The organism is Psychrobacter proteolyticus, assembly GCF_039762275.1.
GTDB classification, from domain to species: Bacteria; Pseudomonadota; Gammaproteobacteria; order Pseudomonadales; family Moraxellaceae; genus Psychrobacter; species Psychrobacter proteolyticus_C.
In genome coordinates, this window is the sequence record NZ_JBDLOB010000001.1 from 580,534 (window position 1) to 595,546 (window position 15,013).

The window sequence follows — 15,013 nt, forward strand, 5'->3', positions numbered from 1 at the left end:
CTTACATTTGTTATCATAGTCGTTTATATCTCACCCATTTATAGAGCGCTATATTCTAACCAATCAGTATAGGACAGTTTATGACCCGTTTTGTCAGTTTTAACATCAATGGTATCCGTGCACGACAGCATCAGCTCGAGGCGGTGCGTGAGGTAATCGATCCTGATGTCATGGGCCTACAAGAAACCAAGGTTCATGATGATCAATTTCCGCTTAGCGATATCGAAAGCCTAGGCTACCACGTCGAGTATTTTGGGCAAAAAGGGCATTACGGCGTTGCACTATTATCCAAAGCTGCACCTGTATTTGTACAAAAGGGCTTTCCTGGTGAAGATGAAGAAGCCCAAAAGCGCTTTATCCATGCACGTTATGAGTTTGAAGGTCGTGAAATAGATGTACTCAATGGTTACTTTCCGCAAGGAGAGAGCCAAGATCACCCGACTAAATTTCCAATGAAGCGCGCTTATTATGCCAATTTGATGGCTTATATCGATACGCTAAAATCTGAAGGTCGTTCGATTATCGTCATGGGTGATATGAATATTGCACCAGAAGATATCGATATTGGTATTGGTGAAGTCAATGCTAAGCGTTGGTTGAAAAACAGAAAAACCTCATTTCTGCCGGAAGAGCGCGAATGGTATTCAGCATTGATGTCACGTGAGCTGACAGATACTTACCGTCTGCATTATCCAGAGAGTACCGAGTTATATAGTTGGTTTGATTATCGCAGTCGCGGCTTCAATGATGAACCTAAGCGCGGATTACGTATTGATCATATCCTATGCACATCAGATCTAATCGATAAATGTATCGATGCTGGTATCAGTTATGAGCTACGTGCTATGGAAAAACCATCTGACCATGCACCGATTTGGTCGGCATTTGACCTAAAGAAACTGTAATACGTATATACGTGATACCTATATACGTGATACCTATATATAGTCAATCTCATGTCAGTTAGATACGATGATTAGCTTGTTCAGTCTGCTTATTGTAGTGCTGTAGCTAGTTCTTCTTGTATTTGAATAATCTTGAACTGACTGTATATTTATCACTTCGTATTCCGTAAATAACGATAAAAATTGAAAAATAAGGATTTTATTATGGCTGTTGGAAATGTATCAGTACCTGACGTTATCTATCCTATCGATGGTATCAAACTCAGTGCCACAGCGGCAGGCATTCGCTACAAAGACCGCGATGATCTAGTAGTCATTGAAATATCGGATAAGGCCACTACTGCAGTTGTAACCACTAAAAATACCTTTTGCGCCGCGCCAGTGCGAGTATTGCGTGAGCACTTTGCTAAGGTTAGTCCGCGCTATTTAGTCACCAATACGGGTAACGCAAATGCAGGTACGGGCGCTGATGGCAAGCGCCGCGCTATTGATATCTGTACAGCATTGGCTGAAAAGGCCGGTGTAAATACCAATACGATATTGCCATTCTCTACTGGCGTGATTGGCGAGCCGTTAAATAGTGATGCGGTCATCGCAGGTCTGGATAATGCATTGGCTAACCTAGCGCCTGATAGCTGGCTATCTGCTGCTAATGGCATTCGTACAACAGATACTATTCCTAAATTGGCCAGCCAAAAAATTGATGTAGCAGGTACTAGCTATCATATCACTGGTATGTCTAAAGGCTCAGGAATGATACGCCCAAATATGGCGACTATGCTGGGTTATGTGGCGACAGATGCTAATATCGCTGCTGACTTATTGCAAGAGATGCTAAGCGCTATCAATGAGCAGTCTTTCAACCGCATTACTGTCGATGGTGATACCTCAACCAATGATTGTTGTGTGTTAATCGCAACAGGTGCTGCTAGCTCAGAGGTGATTGATAGTCCAGAGCATCCACATTATCAGCCTGTATACGATGCATTAGCTGATGTGTTTGTCCGTCTAGCACAACTGATTGTACGTGATGGAGAAGGCGCTACTAAATTCATGACGGTCAAAGTGACTGGCGGTCAAACCACGCAAGAATGCTGCGATGTGGCTTATGCAGTCGCACATTCACCCTTAGTAAAAACGGCATTTTTTGCTAGTGATGCTAACTGGGGACGCATATTAGCAGCAGTGGGCTATGCTGGTATCGAAGATCTAGACACAGAGCAAGTCGATGTATATCTAGATGAGGTAATGATTTGCCAAAATGGCGGTGTTGCACCTGACTATACAGAAGAGGCGGGCAAAACAGTCATGAGTCGACCTGAGATTACTATCCATATCGATCTTGCACGTGGTGATGCTAGCGATACCGTATATACCTGCGACTTGTCATACGATTATGTCAAAATAAACGCTGATTATCGTAGCTAGTCATTCTTAACAAAACAGAATTTGCATAGTTGTATAAGAGCCAGAACAAATATTGTTCTGGCTTCTTGATGTCAATCATCTCCTCAGTAGCAAATAACTCCGCTATTCAATACGCTTCATTAACATCAGTTGCAAAAGCTGACGTTACTTTACAAAGCAGTTATAGAGGGCAAGACGACTAGCGACCTATACTGGTTTCAGTAAAAAGCAGACAACCTTATTAGCTTGTAGCAAAGCAAGATAAGGTGTTCAAAATAATAAGTTTATCTAAGTAACAATGAATTATTAGCTAAATCAATAAATAAGTCAGTAACTAAGCTATCAATAAAGAATTAATAACAATTATCTGAGGATTGTATAATGAAGAAATTAGCACTTGCAGCATTGATGACAACTTTTGCCCTTTCTGGCTGCTCTACGATGGGTATGGACAATGAGCGCACGATGGTTGTTGAAGGACAACCTATGAATGTAAAAGTAGTTAATATTCCAAGTTTTGAAGTGGAAATTGCACCGCGTAAAGCAGTATGTGACCTGACTGCTACTGATGGCAGCATGGTCGAATCACAGTGCTTGCAGTATCGTCAGACCTACCAGAAAAACTACACTACGCTAAACGGTAATATTCAAGGCTTTACCTATGAGCCGAACTACCGTTATGTCCTAGATGTACGCCAAGAAGCAGTAACAGCAGAAGGCTCAAATGTCGTGCAGCCAGTTTGGATTCTAAACGAAGTGGTATCGAAAACTGCTGAATAATATTGATGTCAATATATAGACGATAAACCAGTTATAAAAGCAGTTATATATGACAAAAAGGCCTCTAACGAATTAGAGGCTTTTTTACGTGTTTATTGTTAGTAAATTAGTTTTTGAGAAGTCAAATTAGCATTGACTGTAGTTGACGCTAACACCGCGCGTTGCTGTAGGGATTCTACTATCAGCATAGACCGCCAGACCGCCTCGTGCCGTCTCTTTATATTTATCAGACATATCGGCACCTGTTTGCTTCATCGTCTCTATCGCTTTGTCTAAAGAGACGAAGTGCTGACCATTACCTCTACAGGCTAGACGTGCTGCATTGATTGCTTTAACTGCACCCATCGCATTACGCTCGATACAAGGCACTTGTACCAGTCCGCCAATAGGGTCGCAAGTAAGGCCTAGATTGTGCTCAATACCAATCTCTGCCGCATTTAGGCATTTGGCTGGCGTGCCATTCATGATTTCTGCCAGTGCAGAGCCTGCCATTGCACACGCAGAACCAACCTCACCTTGGCAACCAACTTCAGCACCAGAGATTGAAGCATTTTGTTTGATAAGGCTACCGATAGCAGTGGCGTTTAGCAAAAATTTACGAACGCCATCTTGGCTGTAGTTGGGCAAAAAATCACGATAGTAATGCAGTACGGCAGGAATGATACCTGCTGCGCCATTGGTTGGCGCTGTGACTACTTTGCCGCCATTTGCGTTTTCTTCATTGACGGCCAGCGCGTACAAATCGACCCAGTCCATAGCGGCTAACTTATCAGTTTTGGTGATAGGTTGGTCTTTTTCAGCACACAGCTGCGTATGCAAATCTTGGGCACGGCGTTTTACATCTAATCCACCCGGTAGGATACCGCCATTTTCGCAGCCTTGTTTGACGCAGTCTTGCATCACTTCCCAAATACTATCTAAGTAAGCAAAGATTTCTTCTTTGGCATGGAAGTGACATTCATTTGCCAGTACCAACTCGCTGATGCTCAAGTCATGCTCACGACATTGCTCTAGTAGCTCTGCTGCGTTATTGAACGGGTAGGGAACTCTATCGATGGTCGGGCTAGCATGATCTTCGTCTGGGTTAGTCGCATCTTCTTCATTGATGACAAAACCGCCACCGACTGAATAGTACGTCTGCTGATAGCGAACGCTTTCAGTTGAAATAGCACGTAGCGTCAATGCATTAGGGTGATAAGGCAGCACAGTATCGTCATACCAGTAGATATCTTGCTCTGTATCAAAAGCAATCGTATGCGTGCCTGATACATTGAGAATCTTGTCAGAGAAGATAGGAGATAGGTAGCTACTGGTCATACGTGTATCTATCGTGCTAGGCGTATGTCCAAGCAGTCCTAACAAGATAGCGGTGTCTGTTGCATGGCCTTTTCCAGTCGCCGCCAAAGAGCCATACAGCTCAATCTCAATGGTCTTAACTGCAGTCAGTTCCATCTGCTCAGTTAGCGAGGTCAAAAATAAATTTGCAGCAACCATCGGTCCGACTGTATGCGAACTGGATGGGCCGATGCCGATTTTAAATAAATCAAAAACACTGATCATAATAAGTCACCAAAAATTTTAAGCGCTTTAGCCTATTTTATCTATGGCATTGGGCGCTTTTGTGAAAAATATAATAGACAGCCGTCGCTCCTAGTCACCGTTGATAGGTGGGCGCGAGACACTATTTATGAAGGTTATAAGGTAAATGAGCACTGAGAGCAGTTGAATAATAACTTTTATTTATTTTGAAACTCCGTTATCATGCTCGCAGTCAACAACTATGTAACATCCTGTAAGTTGGTTATCATTGTAAAATAAGACGGATTAAAAAAGACTAAATTTTTCAGTCAGACATATCCGTATTCATACATCTAGCAGATATGGCTATCATACCAAATAATACTTTTGGTTTGTCATATTACAACATAAATGAATGAATTGGGATGACATATTATAGATAGGAAGACTTAGCGTTCTGCTATTTATACAAGCCCTTAGAAATATGTCCATTTATTAATATTCTTATTTTATCAGTTATTCTAGCCTATTACTTTAGCTTAGCTCACATAGGACAAGCGCGCATGCCATCTCAAAAAGACCCTTCATCAGCGTCAGACAATAGCGCTCAAGATCTATCGACTCAAAATGCCTTGGAGTCTGCAGGCATTGATTCAGCCGCTATCAATTACCCGCACAATCCAGACTTCGAAAATGGCCGTTGGTTCCCGACATGGCGTCCTTATAAGGGCGACTTGGATCGTGATCCAGTCGGTATCAACGACTATTTACCTCCGTCAAAAAGCGTATTGCTCGGTATACAGCATACATTTGCGATGTTTGGTGCAACCGTGCTTGCGCCTTTATTGATGGGGTTTGATCCTAACTTAGCCATCTTGATGTCTGGTATCTGTACGGTAATGTTCTTTATGATTACCGGTGGGCGCATGCCGAGCTACTTGGGATCAAGCTTTGCTTTTATTGGTCCAGTCATCGCGGTGACCGCTTATGCAGGCGCAGGATTCAATGACAATCTAAATGTTGCGCTAGGCGGTATTATGGCCTGCGGTATCATTTATGCATTGATTGGTCTGCTAGTGATGAAGACGGGTACAGGTTGGATTGAGCGCTTGATGCCGCCTATCGTGACGGGTGCGATTGTCATGATTATCGGTCTTAACTTGGCGCCAGTGACCATTCAAGGCGTGTCTGCCAATCAGTTTGATGCTTGGATGGCCACCTTGACCGTACTGCTCATTAGTGGTGTTGCAGTATTTACTCGCGGTATGTTGCGTCGTCTATTGCTACTCGTCGGTCTGGTACTGTCGTACGTTGCTTATTTTGTCATGACCAATATTCTAGGCTTTGGTACTGCGATTGATTTTAGTACAGTAGCTGCCGCTTCATGGTTTGGATTACCAAGCATTCATACGCCGCGCTTTGAGATGAGCGCTATTATTCTAATTGCACCTGTGGCCTTTATTTTGGTGGCTGAAAACCTAGGGCATTTTAAGGCAGTAGAGGGCATGACCAAGGCTCGTGTGACCCCTTATATGGGTCGAGCATTTTTGGCAGACGGTTTAGCCACGACTTTTTCGGCAGGATTTGGTGGTACAGGTGTCACTACTTACGCTGAAAACATCGGTGTCATGGCGGTTACCAAAGTGTATAGCACGACGATATTTGTCGTAGCAGGATTGGTTGCTATCATATTGGGACTGTCACCAAAGTTTGGTGCGATCATTCAGACCATCCCAGCGGCTCTATTGGGCGGTGCTTCTATTGTTGTCTTCGGTCTTATCACGGTTGCTGGGATAAAAATATGGATCGATAGCCATATTGATTTTAGTAAAAACAGCAACCTAATCATCGCGGCAGTGACGGTCATTATGGGTACTGGTAACTTTAGCTTGCACTTAGGCGGCTTTGATTTAGGCGGTATCGGTACGGCTACTTTAGCCGCTATCGTGTTAAATGCTTTGTTTAACCAAAGCTCTGAAACTAAATAAGTAAGGCTGATGAGATTGAAGTTTGAGCTTATCAGATAAAGATGGTCAAAGAATATCTCATCTAACAAAAAGCGCCCATGCTATCGATAGTATGGGCGCTTTTTTGTATGGCAGTGTTGAGCAACAGTAGTAGCGAACAACAGTATCGGAACTATTTATAATCGCGCTTATAAAATCTTGAAAAAAATCGATAGCGGCGAAGGGCGCGTGGTTTTGGTTTCAACGAGCCTAAGTAAATAGCAAACATCGTTAGTAATGCGCCACTCCACTGCAAAGTATTAATCGGCTTGTCCAGCCAGCTATAGTCAATGACAAGGGCTGCAATAGGTTCAGTCAATAATAACAGTCCAGTCAGTGCTAGAGATAGCTTAGGAATAGAGTAGGCAATCAATCCCCATGCCAAGCACTGCATCACCGTACCATAGATAAGCACCCAGCCAATCTCAGACCATGTATTGGGTAGGATATTACCTGTATCAAATACAAACATCGGTATAATCATGGCTAAGACGCCGCCGATACTAATCAGTTGCATTAGCATAAATATAGGCGTCGGTTCAGTATCGTGCGTTTTGCGGATAAAGGTCATTGATGCCGCTAGCATTGCTCCTGATACAATACCAGTGACAAAGCCCCAAGTCGCAGCAGTGTTGTGTGCGAATTCAGGGCTACCTATCATCGCCACGCCTATCATGGCTAAGAACAAACTAATAAGCTGCACGATAGACTGACGCTCATTGAAATACATAAACCCAATCGCGGCCAAGAAAAATATTTGCAGACTATTAAGCAGCGTTGAAATACCAGGCCCAACCGCATAAATACTCTCATGCCACAGCGCTAAATCCAATCCTAAAAACGCCCCTGATAGTAGCGCATAAAAAATGGCGCGTCTTGATTTGGGCATACGTTGGCCCATTATCTTAGCCAATACCGCAAATACAATACCAGAAACAGCCAATCGCCAAAACGACATGGCCCAACCACCAATATCGACGTGAGCGACAATTAAGCTGCCCAATCCAAAAATGATACAACCAATGACTAAGCCAATAGGTGCAGATCGCGTTGAAGCAATAGCCATAATTTGTCCTTATAACAGTATTTGAATAACAGCATTCTTATTATCATTGCATCATGTCAGAACTTATGTTGACATAGAGCCATATTGTCGTGGTTTTAAGTGCAAAATGAAATGGCAAAACCACAATTTATTACGGTGAATGCAGATGCTATCGCTGTAAGGAAAATTATTGGGCATGTTGGACGCAAATAAATAATCAAAGTGTTTGATATGGCTGCGTTTTTCACAATAGACTTATGATAATTGGGTAATAGTATTTATATCAAAATATTTGTATCAGAGCGACGATTCGTAGGAGTATGAAAGCGCATAATGTATGCAAGTGATATTTCTGCACGGAGGATATGTGTGTAGCACTTTAAGCGACATTAACGCGGCAACACATGTATAGTAGATTGACGATATAATGTACTTAACGTCTGATTTGTTATACCAAACAATCTATATTATTTGCCTAGGTTTATTTATGCTTCAACGATTGCTATCAAAAAAACAGCCACATACATTGTCTGGTTTGCTACCAAAAATATCGCAATACAGTGTCGTCGTGACGATGCTATCTAGCGCATTGTTTTTGATGCCTAGCGCACACGCCGCCAGTTGTAAAATCCCAAAAAGTTATTACAAAAACGTCTCCTGCACGGCCAGTAGTAGTTACTTTTTGGCGATCAAAGACTTTGGTGCGCCAGTGGCTTTAATCGATAAAAAAGGCAAACGAGTCGTTGATTTGTCACGTTATCAAAAAGTCGATGCCGATAAACTATCGGGCGGTTTGTTGCCTGTACTGCGCAACAGTCGCGTCGGTTATCTCAATATGCAGGGCCGCGAAGTCGTGCCTGCCATGTACGATATATTGACAGAGAGTCAAGGTTGGGCGCGGCCTGTATCGGATGGGCGTATCGTGGTAAAAAAAGAGGGTAACTATGGTGTAATTAACACAGCCAATAGTACCGTTGTCTCATTTTCTGCAGCGATTGATGATATCGATAATTATCGTAATGGAGTAGCGCGTGTACGCAAAGGCCGTGTAACCAGTTGGGTGGATAAAAACGGTAATGCAGCGAATGATTCAAATGCCCAGAATAACACTCAGGCAGTGAATAAACCTACTTCTTCTAACGAAAAATCTAGCACAGCATCACAGTCTGTACCGGCGCGTTTTACGACGCTTCAATCGCGTCAGCAAGATGGTAAATGGGGTTTCGTCGATGACAATAATGTCACCATGATTACGTACTCATTTGATGAAGTGCGTCCGTTTTCTGAGGAATATGCTGGCGTGCGTATTGGTGAAGAGTGGGGCTTTGTCAATTTAGGCGGTGAGCTGGTGATTCCTTTTCGCTTTGCTAATAATGGTGTGAACGCTAACGATAGCTATCAGGGGAAACCATCCTTTGTATTTACAGGTGGTAAGGCGTGGATTGGTAACCTAAAGAATGGGAATAAAATGTGTATTGATAAGGAAGGCGCTGGCGTTGCTTGTGATTGATGCAATTGCTAGGGCGTGTCCTCATTTTAAAAATGGTGATAAAAATGAGATAAATCGCAGTCAAACAAGGAAAATAGCGCAGATAATATCGAGATATTAGTCAGCTATTTGACGCCATTTGGCAAGATTTAGCCATTTTTAACCCATTTAGATAACTATCGATTGAATTGAGGACACGCCCTAGGATTAAATAGACAATAAAAAAGAGTGTAAAACCTGTGAGTTAGCGATAGGTTTTACACTCTTTTTTTTGACATTGATGTTTTTAAAGCTAGTTGCTCGATAAGTGATTACTGATTAAGTCAACCATATAAGGCTGATAATACTCTGGAATATCGTGTGCCATACCTTCGATGAGATGGAACGTAGCATTAGGGATAGTCTTGGCAACGACTCGGCCCTGCGAGGCAGGTAGGAGTCCATCAGCGCTACCATGTAATACAATCGTTGGTGCTTTGACTTGCTTACTAAACCGACTGATGGAGCCTGATGCCAAGATAGCATTGAGCTGCTGCACCGTACCAAGCGGGTGGAAGTTGCGCTGATAGCGAATCTTAGCGATTTCACGAACCATACGCACATTCACATGACCTGGTGTACCAACGGTCTTCATAAACCAAACGCTATGACGCACGATATCACGCTCAGAGTGGCTCTCTGGACGATTGATAAGGGTGTATAGCTGTTTGGGCTTGGGCGGCTTCAAAAACGCACGATTGGTCGTGGTAAACATAAGCGCCATTCGCTGCACTAAGCTTGGATAACGTGCCGCCACGATTTGTGCAATCATACCGCCCATCGAAGCCCCAAGCAGATGTGTCTTACCAAGCTTTAGTGCTTTAATTAGACGTGCGGTGTCTTCAGCCATATCCGTCAAGTTATAAGCAACCTGCGTGCTTTTGTTAGACAGCCCTGTCTGTAGGCGTACCATCATTTTAAGCTGGCTAATACGCGGCAAACCTTCTATCTGCACTTTAGAAGACAAGCCGATATCACGATTATCAAAACGAATCACAAAAAAACCAGCATCGATAAAGCGCTTAATAAAATTGTCTGGCCAAAATATCATTTGTGAGCCTAGCCCCATGATCATCAGCAACGGTGGATTATTGGGGTTACCGCCAGCTTCGACACACAACTCAATACCATCACCGATGTCAATCATTGCTTGACGAAGGTGTTTACTCAAGTCAGAGTCGCGCCATTGATGCTCCCCAAATTTGCGCCACTCAGGAGTAGGGTAGTTATTCAGATGATCTTCTAGATTGTTATCTAGCGTTTCAGGCAATTTGGCACTATTGATGTCATTTGATTTTGTCATGAAGTGTCCTAATTAGAGGGTCATCTACTACAGCTCAAGCATCTCAAAATCAAGCTTGCCGACACCGCACTCAGGGCAAGTCCAGTCATCAGGGATGTCTTCCCACTTAGTACCAGGTGCGATACCTTCTTCTGGGCAGCCAAGCGCCTCATCATATATCCAGCCGCAGACAATACATTCATAACGTTTCATAAATAGTCCTATCGATCATTACCAGTATTACAGTTACAGCGTGCTATAAACGCTCATTTTTAATATTACAGCTATTATATTAGACTGCAAAAACGCACGTAGTTTAGCATATAACCGCAATTTTCATAGTTAAGTTTACACTTGTATATTGAGATGACTTTTCTTTTATCAAGTCAATCACATACGTTACCTTGTTAGCGCTTAATAACAAGACTGGACGCCAGCCCGCCACACGAAAACCAATTATGCTATAATAGTCGCCGCTAAATTCACAGTAATGCTTAGCATTTATCGCTGATATTTCATCCAGTTGTTGTCTTATTTAAACTAACTAAACCATCTAAATACATAAGCTAAGGGTCATCATGAGTACCAATGCCGCCGCCACATCTGCCACCACCAATGAGACGTCTCATGTGCTCAATACTGACCATCCGTTTTGGCAGATTATTCGCACAGTACCAGACTTTCCAAAAGCTGGCATTGATTTTTATGACATTACCCCGTTACTGCGCAGTCATATTGACGCTGTCATTGACGCGCTACTTGCCGCATTGCCAGAAGGGCTTATGGAAGAGGTAGATTGTCTGGGTGCGGTAGAAGCGCGCGGCTTTGTCTTTGCCAGTATGCTAGCAGGCCGCTTGGGCAAAGGCATGATCTTGCTACGTAAACCAGGTAAGCTGCCGCCACCTGTTGCCAACAAAGCCTATGCACTGGAGTATGGTAAAGACACGCTTGAGATGCAAAATAACCTGCCGCCTGAGCGCGTACTATTGGTCGATGACATCTTGGCGACTGGTGGTACGTTGACTACTGCTTACGAGCTGTGTCAATCAGCTGACCATACTGTAGTCGGTGCGTTAGTGTTACTGGACTTGGTCGACTTGCATGGCGAGTTCCCAGTACCTGTTTATACGGTACTAAAAGCTTAAAATGAATTGCTATGTTTTTGACTACTAGACACGTCGTATTGTCGATATAATTAAACGATTCTCCAAATAAAAAAGCGCCCTGATACTATGTCAGGGCGCTTTTTTTGATACTGTATTGATATTTTTTAGTATTGTGTTAAGTAGGCTGTGTTTATTGCTCTTCGTCTTGTTCGTAGTCCTTACAAGACTGCTCTATAACCGTACGACCGACTGTCTTTGGGGTGGTGACTTTAAAGTCTTTTGTAGTCAATATTGGTTTTTCTGACTGCCATGATTTGGTTACTTTGCCTTCAGCATCGTAGTTAACGAAGGCTCGTCTATAGTAACTGGCATCTTTGCATGAAATGAGTAGTTGCTGCTCACTATGGTCAATATTGCTTTTTTCTTCCTTCTGGTCATCGGACTTGGTGTCTTTGTCTTTAGGATAGGTTCTAAGGATAGATACCGTGATATTTTCGACGTCTTTTTCATCTATGATACTGATGTCAGAGCTTTCAATAGAATCCAAATCTATACTAAAAATTGATCCAGAGCTGCTCTCGGACACCTCTACCCAGTTGACTGCCTGGGCGCTGATCGCTAAAGCACTGCCTGCCAATAATATTGATAGCCGTTTCATATAAGCCTTGCTTCTTGTCATTTGAAGTAGGTAATGATAGCCAACTTACTATTAGTAGGCAAATATCTTTTGTGCCAGCCCAGTATCCGTCGTACTCTGTCGTGTGGCTATTATTGTCCGCGAATGGCTGCTAATGTCTTAGCCAGCTCGTCACGCGCCCCGATAAAGCCATCAATACCCTTAGGTAACAAGTCCTGTGTAACCTTGTCTTGCTGATATGCAGCACTAAACTCTTCATGCGTTAAGCTTACTTGAGTCATCGCCTTCATATCCATCGACATACTCGGAGACAGTTGGCGAGTTACCTCGGTATCCATGGCTGCCAATTCATCAATGAGGTTGGGAGCTATCGTCAACAAGTCACAACCTGCCAATGCCAAAATTTGCTCGGTAGAGCGGAAACTAGCGCCCATTACTTGCGTCTGGTAACCGTGCTGTTTGTAATACTGATAAATGAGCTTGACTGACTGTACGCCCATGTCATCAGAAGCCGGTACGTTTTGACGGCTTTGTTGGCGTTTTTGCCAATCTAGAATACGGCCAACGAAAGGCGATATCAGGGTCACACCAGCATCTGCACAGGCAATCGCTTGGTGTTGTCCAAACAGTAAGGTCAGGTTGCAGTGGATATTTTGAGTCTCAAGATAGCGCGCCGCCTCAATACCTTGCCAAGTTGCCGCCATTTTGATCAATACTCGCTCTGAATCGACGCCCGCTTTTTGGTAAGCATCCATAAAAGCCAGTGCCTTATCTATCGTCGCTTGAGTATCATAAGATAAGCGAGCGTCCACTTCAGTAGAGACTCGGCCTTCAATCAGCTCTAAAATATCGCAGCCAACTTGAATGGTCAGCGCATCGATCACGGCATCCACGTCACCATTATGACGACTCATGGTCTCTGACAACATGCCTTGGTTATCAGGATGAATCAGAGCCTTGGTAATAAGGCTTGGGTTGGTAGTTGCATCGATAGGTTTTAAACGGGCAATAGCGGCAAGGTCACCAGTATCAGCAACAATCGTAGTCATAGTGCGTAGCTGTTGTAATGCGCTCATCAGTTATCCTTTTTCTTATTAATCACGTGATGCTCCTCTTATATATAGCAGGGTAGGGAGCTGAACTGGAACTGTAACACAGTTTTGGGCAGGTGTTGCCTCATAGTTATGCTATGCGTCGATGTTATCTGGCTCAGCTGTGCTAATATTAATAACAGTTGGTATATTTATACGCATTTACGCATGGGCACTGACCTTAGTTTTTGCTATAGTAGAGCCGGCTATGTATCAAGCTGCTGTATTTGGCAGTAAATATAGCATTAACGCCAAATGGCACTAGCAATATAGGGTGTTTTTGATAGACTGTTTTGAGGTTGATTTTGAATATAGTTTCTACTATCAGGCTTAGTATTTAACTAAAAACAAAAAACAGTCAGATTTGGCAATAGAGCTACCTAAGTAATAGCAATGTAATAGCAGAATTTAAATAATAGTAATATCTAACAGCGATAAAATCTAAAAAGGATGGGCGGTAATGAGCGAGCAGTCACCAGAGCAAACAATGGATAATCTAAATCAAACCACTACAGGCGCTAGCGATACCGCAACTGAAAAAGAGTTTTTAGACAATATTCGCCAAAATATTGACGCAGTAGACTGTGAGATCCAAACGTTAATCAACAACCGTGCAAAGTTGGCTCAGCAAGTAGCCATGGTAAAGAAAAATCATACCGCTGCTGATGACAATAGCAATCCTATCTTTTACCGCCCTGAGCGTGAAGCGCAGGTACTAAAAGCTGTCATGGAGCGTAATGCAGGTCCAATCGCTGATGAGAAAATGGCGCGTTTGTTCCGTGAAATCATGTCAGTATGCTTGGATTTAGAAGCGCCGCAGCGTATTGCCTTCTTAGGTCCTGTCGGTACCTTTACGCATGCCGCTGCGCTCAAGCACTTTGGTAAAGCCGCGGATACCGTACCGATGACAACCATTACTGATGTGTTCCGCGAAGTCGAAGCGGGTACAGCGATGTATGGCGTGGTTCCTGTCGAAAACTCTTCAGAAGGCGTCGTCAACCATACTCTAGATGGTTTCTTGTCTTCTACCTTGAAAATCATTGGCGAAGTTGAATTGCCAATTCATCAAAACTTCTTGGTCGCTGAACATACTAAGATTGATGGCTTGAGCCGTATTTATTCGCATCAGCAGTCGCTTGCTCAGTGCCGTCATTGGCTAGATGTAAACTTCCCTAATGTTGAGCGCGTTGCTGTATCAAGCAATGGTGAAGCCGCTCGCCGCCTCAAAAACGAATGGCATTCAGCTGCGATTGCAGGTGACGTCGCTGTTGCAGAGTATGGCTTGCATAAGCTGTACTCAAACATCGAAGACAATCCAAGTAACACCACACGCTTCCTTATTATCGGTCATGAAGCGATTGCACCATCTGGCCAAGACAAAACCTCTATCGTCGTCTCAGCTCACGATAAAGCAGGCGCACTGATCGAAATCTTGAAACCTTTGTCATATCATGGCGTATCGATGACCAGTATTGAGACGCGTCCTGAGCGTCCTAACAAGTGGGCATACGTATTCTTTATCGATATGAACGGTCATGTTAATGATCCAAACGTTAGCGCTGCCGTCAATGATATTCGTCCATTGGTCAAAGATTTGCGCATATTGGGCTCATATCCAAAAGCTGTCCTATAGGCAACTACCTATAGATAACTATAGGCTTATTCACTGGTATTCATACATAATAGATGGGTCTTAGCTTTTGCAGAT

At 43.3% G+C, this 15,013-nt stretch carries 13 protein-coding genes; 7 read left to right on the forward strand and 6 right to left on the reverse strand.

The features are described 5' to 3' along the window. The first annotated feature begins 80 nt into the window (after window positions 1-80). From xthA to ABFV72_RS02325, 3 genes are all read left to right on the forward strand, one after another. Window positions 81-905, forward strand: coding sequence for an exodeoxyribonuclease III (gene xthA / locus ABFV72_RS02315; RefSeq protein WP_347162258.1), 825 nt, complete (start codon window positions 81-83; stop codon window positions 903-905). Window positions 906-1,109: 204 nt separating this feature from the next. Further along, a complete protein-coding gene (argJ, locus tag ABFV72_RS02320) occupies window positions 1,110-2,333 on the forward strand; it encodes a bifunctional glutamate N-acetyltransferase/amino-acid acetyltransferase ArgJ (protein WP_347162260.1) in 1,224 nt (407 codons plus the stop codon). A 360-nt stretch (window positions 2,334-2,693) separates the two neighbouring features. Further along, window positions 2,694-3,092 (forward strand): DUF4377 domain-containing protein, encoded by a 399-nt coding sequence (locus ABFV72_RS02325; RefSeq protein WP_057759787.1) that lies wholly within the window; start codon window positions 2,694-2,696, stop codon window positions 3,090-3,092. Window positions 3,093-3,218: 126 nt separating this feature from the next. On the opposite strand, the gene ABFV72_RS02330 is transcribed toward ABFV72_RS02325, so the two are convergent. After that, window positions 3,219-4,655, reverse strand: a complete 1,437-nt coding sequence (locus ABFV72_RS02330; protein ID WP_347162397.1) for an L-serine ammonia-lyase — start codon at window positions 4,653-4,655, stop codon at window positions 3,219-3,221. Between the two features lie 518 nt (window positions 4,656-5,173). Between ABFV72_RS02330 and ABFV72_RS02335 the strand changes: the two genes are divergently transcribed. Further along, window positions 5,174-6,598, forward strand: coding sequence for a solute carrier family 23 protein (locus ABFV72_RS02335; protein WP_347162262.1), 1,425 nt, complete (start codon window positions 5,174-5,176; stop codon window positions 6,596-6,598). 151 nt (window positions 6,599-6,749) lie between these two features. Here the strand turns inward: ABFV72_RS02335 and ABFV72_RS02340 are convergent, their stop codons facing one another. Further along, window positions 6,750-7,682, reverse strand: a complete 933-nt coding sequence (locus ABFV72_RS02340) for a DMT family transporter (protein ID WP_347162264.1) — start codon at window positions 7,680-7,682, stop codon at window positions 6,750-6,752. A 466-nt stretch (window positions 7,683-8,148) separates the two neighbouring features. On the opposite strand from ABFV72_RS02340, the gene ABFV72_RS02345 reads away from it, so the two are divergent. Next, window positions 8,149-9,171, forward strand: coding sequence for a WG repeat-containing protein (locus ABFV72_RS02345; protein ID WP_347162266.1), 1,023 nt, complete (start codon window positions 8,149-8,151; stop codon window positions 9,169-9,171). A 271-nt stretch (window positions 9,172-9,442) separates the two neighbouring features. Here the strand turns inward: ABFV72_RS02345 and ABFV72_RS02350 are convergent, their stop codons facing one another. Continuing rightward, a complete protein-coding gene (locus ABFV72_RS02350; RefSeq protein WP_057759800.1) occupies window positions 9,443-10,492 on the reverse strand; it encodes an alpha/beta fold hydrolase in 1,050 nt (349 codons plus the stop codon). Between the two features lie 27 nt (window positions 10,493-10,519). Beyond that, complete coding sequence (locus tag ABFV72_RS02355; protein ID WP_057759803.1) at window positions 10,520-10,684, reverse strand: rubredoxin; 165 nt, start codon at window positions 10,682-10,684, stop codon at window positions 10,520-10,522. 365 nt (window positions 10,685-11,049) lie between these two features. Here ABFV72_RS02355 and ABFV72_RS02360 point away from each other — a divergent pair, with 365 nt between their 5' ends. Further along, complete coding sequence (locus ABFV72_RS02360; protein WP_347162269.1) at window positions 11,050-11,616, forward strand: adenine phosphoribosyltransferase; 567 nt, start codon at window positions 11,050-11,052, stop codon at window positions 11,614-11,616. A gap of 151 nt (window positions 11,617-11,767) precedes the next feature. On the opposite strand, the gene ABFV72_RS02365 is transcribed toward ABFV72_RS02360, so the two are convergent. After that, the gene (locus ABFV72_RS02365; RefSeq protein ID WP_165598466.1) at window positions 11,768-12,235 is read right to left on the reverse strand and encodes a hypothetical protein; all 468 of its coding nucleotides are present in this window, start codon (window positions 12,233-12,235) and stop codon (window positions 11,768-11,770) included. Between the two features lie 110 nt (window positions 12,236-12,345). After that, on the reverse strand, window positions 12,346-13,290 hold the full coding sequence (locus tag ABFV72_RS02370; protein WP_160021849.1) for a transaldolase: 945 nt from the start codon (window positions 13,288-13,290) through the stop codon (window positions 12,346-12,348). 475 nt (window positions 13,291-13,765) lie between these two features. Here ABFV72_RS02370 and pheA point away from each other — a divergent pair, with 475 nt between their 5' ends. Further along, window positions 13,766-14,938, forward strand: a complete 1,173-nt coding sequence (gene pheA / locus ABFV72_RS02375) for a prephenate dehydratase (RefSeq protein WP_347162272.1) — start codon at window positions 13,766-13,768, stop codon at window positions 14,936-14,938. Window positions 14,939-15,013 lie beyond the last annotated feature (75 nt).

Bases quoted from the DNA above. Each gene is read 5' to 3' on its own strand.
- xthA (WP_347162258.1), top strand. From the start codon at position 81: ATGACCCGTTTTGTCAGTTTTAACATCAATGGTATCCGTGCACGACAG.
- argJ (WP_347162260.1), top strand. From the start codon at position 1,110: ATGGCTGTTGGAAATGTATCAGTACCTGACGTTATCTATCCTATCGAT.
- ABFV72_RS02325 (WP_057759787.1), top strand. From the start codon at position 2,694: ATGAAGAAATTAGCACTTGCAGCATTGATGACAACTTTTGCCCTTTCT.
- ABFV72_RS02335 (WP_347162262.1), top strand. From the start codon at position 5,174: ATGCCATCTCAAAAAGACCCTTCATCAGCGTCAGACAATAGCGCTCAA.
- ABFV72_RS02340 (WP_347162264.1), bottom strand. From the start codon at position 7,682: ATGGCTATTGCTTCAACGCGATCTGCACCTATTGGCTTAGTCATTGGT.
- ABFV72_RS02345 (WP_347162266.1), top strand. From the start codon at position 8,149: ATGCTTCAACGATTGCTATCAAAAAAACAGCCACATACATTGTCTGGT.
- ABFV72_RS02350 (WP_057759800.1), bottom strand. From the start codon at position 10,492: ATGACAAAATCAAATGACATCAATAGTGCCAAATTGCCTGAAACGCTA.
- ABFV72_RS02355 (WP_057759803.1), bottom strand. From the start codon at position 10,684: ATGAAACGTTATGAATGTATTGTCTGCGGCTGGATATATGATGAGGCG.
- ABFV72_RS02360 (WP_347162269.1), top strand. From the start codon at position 11,050: ATGAGTACCAATGCCGCCGCCACATCTGCCACCACCAATGAGACGTCT.
- ABFV72_RS02365 (WP_165598466.1), bottom strand. From the start codon at position 12,235: ATGAAACGGCTATCAATATTATTGGCAGGCAGTGCTTTAGCGATCAGC.
- ABFV72_RS02370 (WP_160021849.1), bottom strand. From the start codon at position 13,290: ATGAGCGCATTACAACAGCTACGCACTATGACTACGATTGTTGCTGAT.
- pheA (WP_347162272.1), top strand. From the start codon at position 13,766: ATGAGCGAGCAGTCACCAGAGCAAACAATGGATAATCTAAATCAAACC.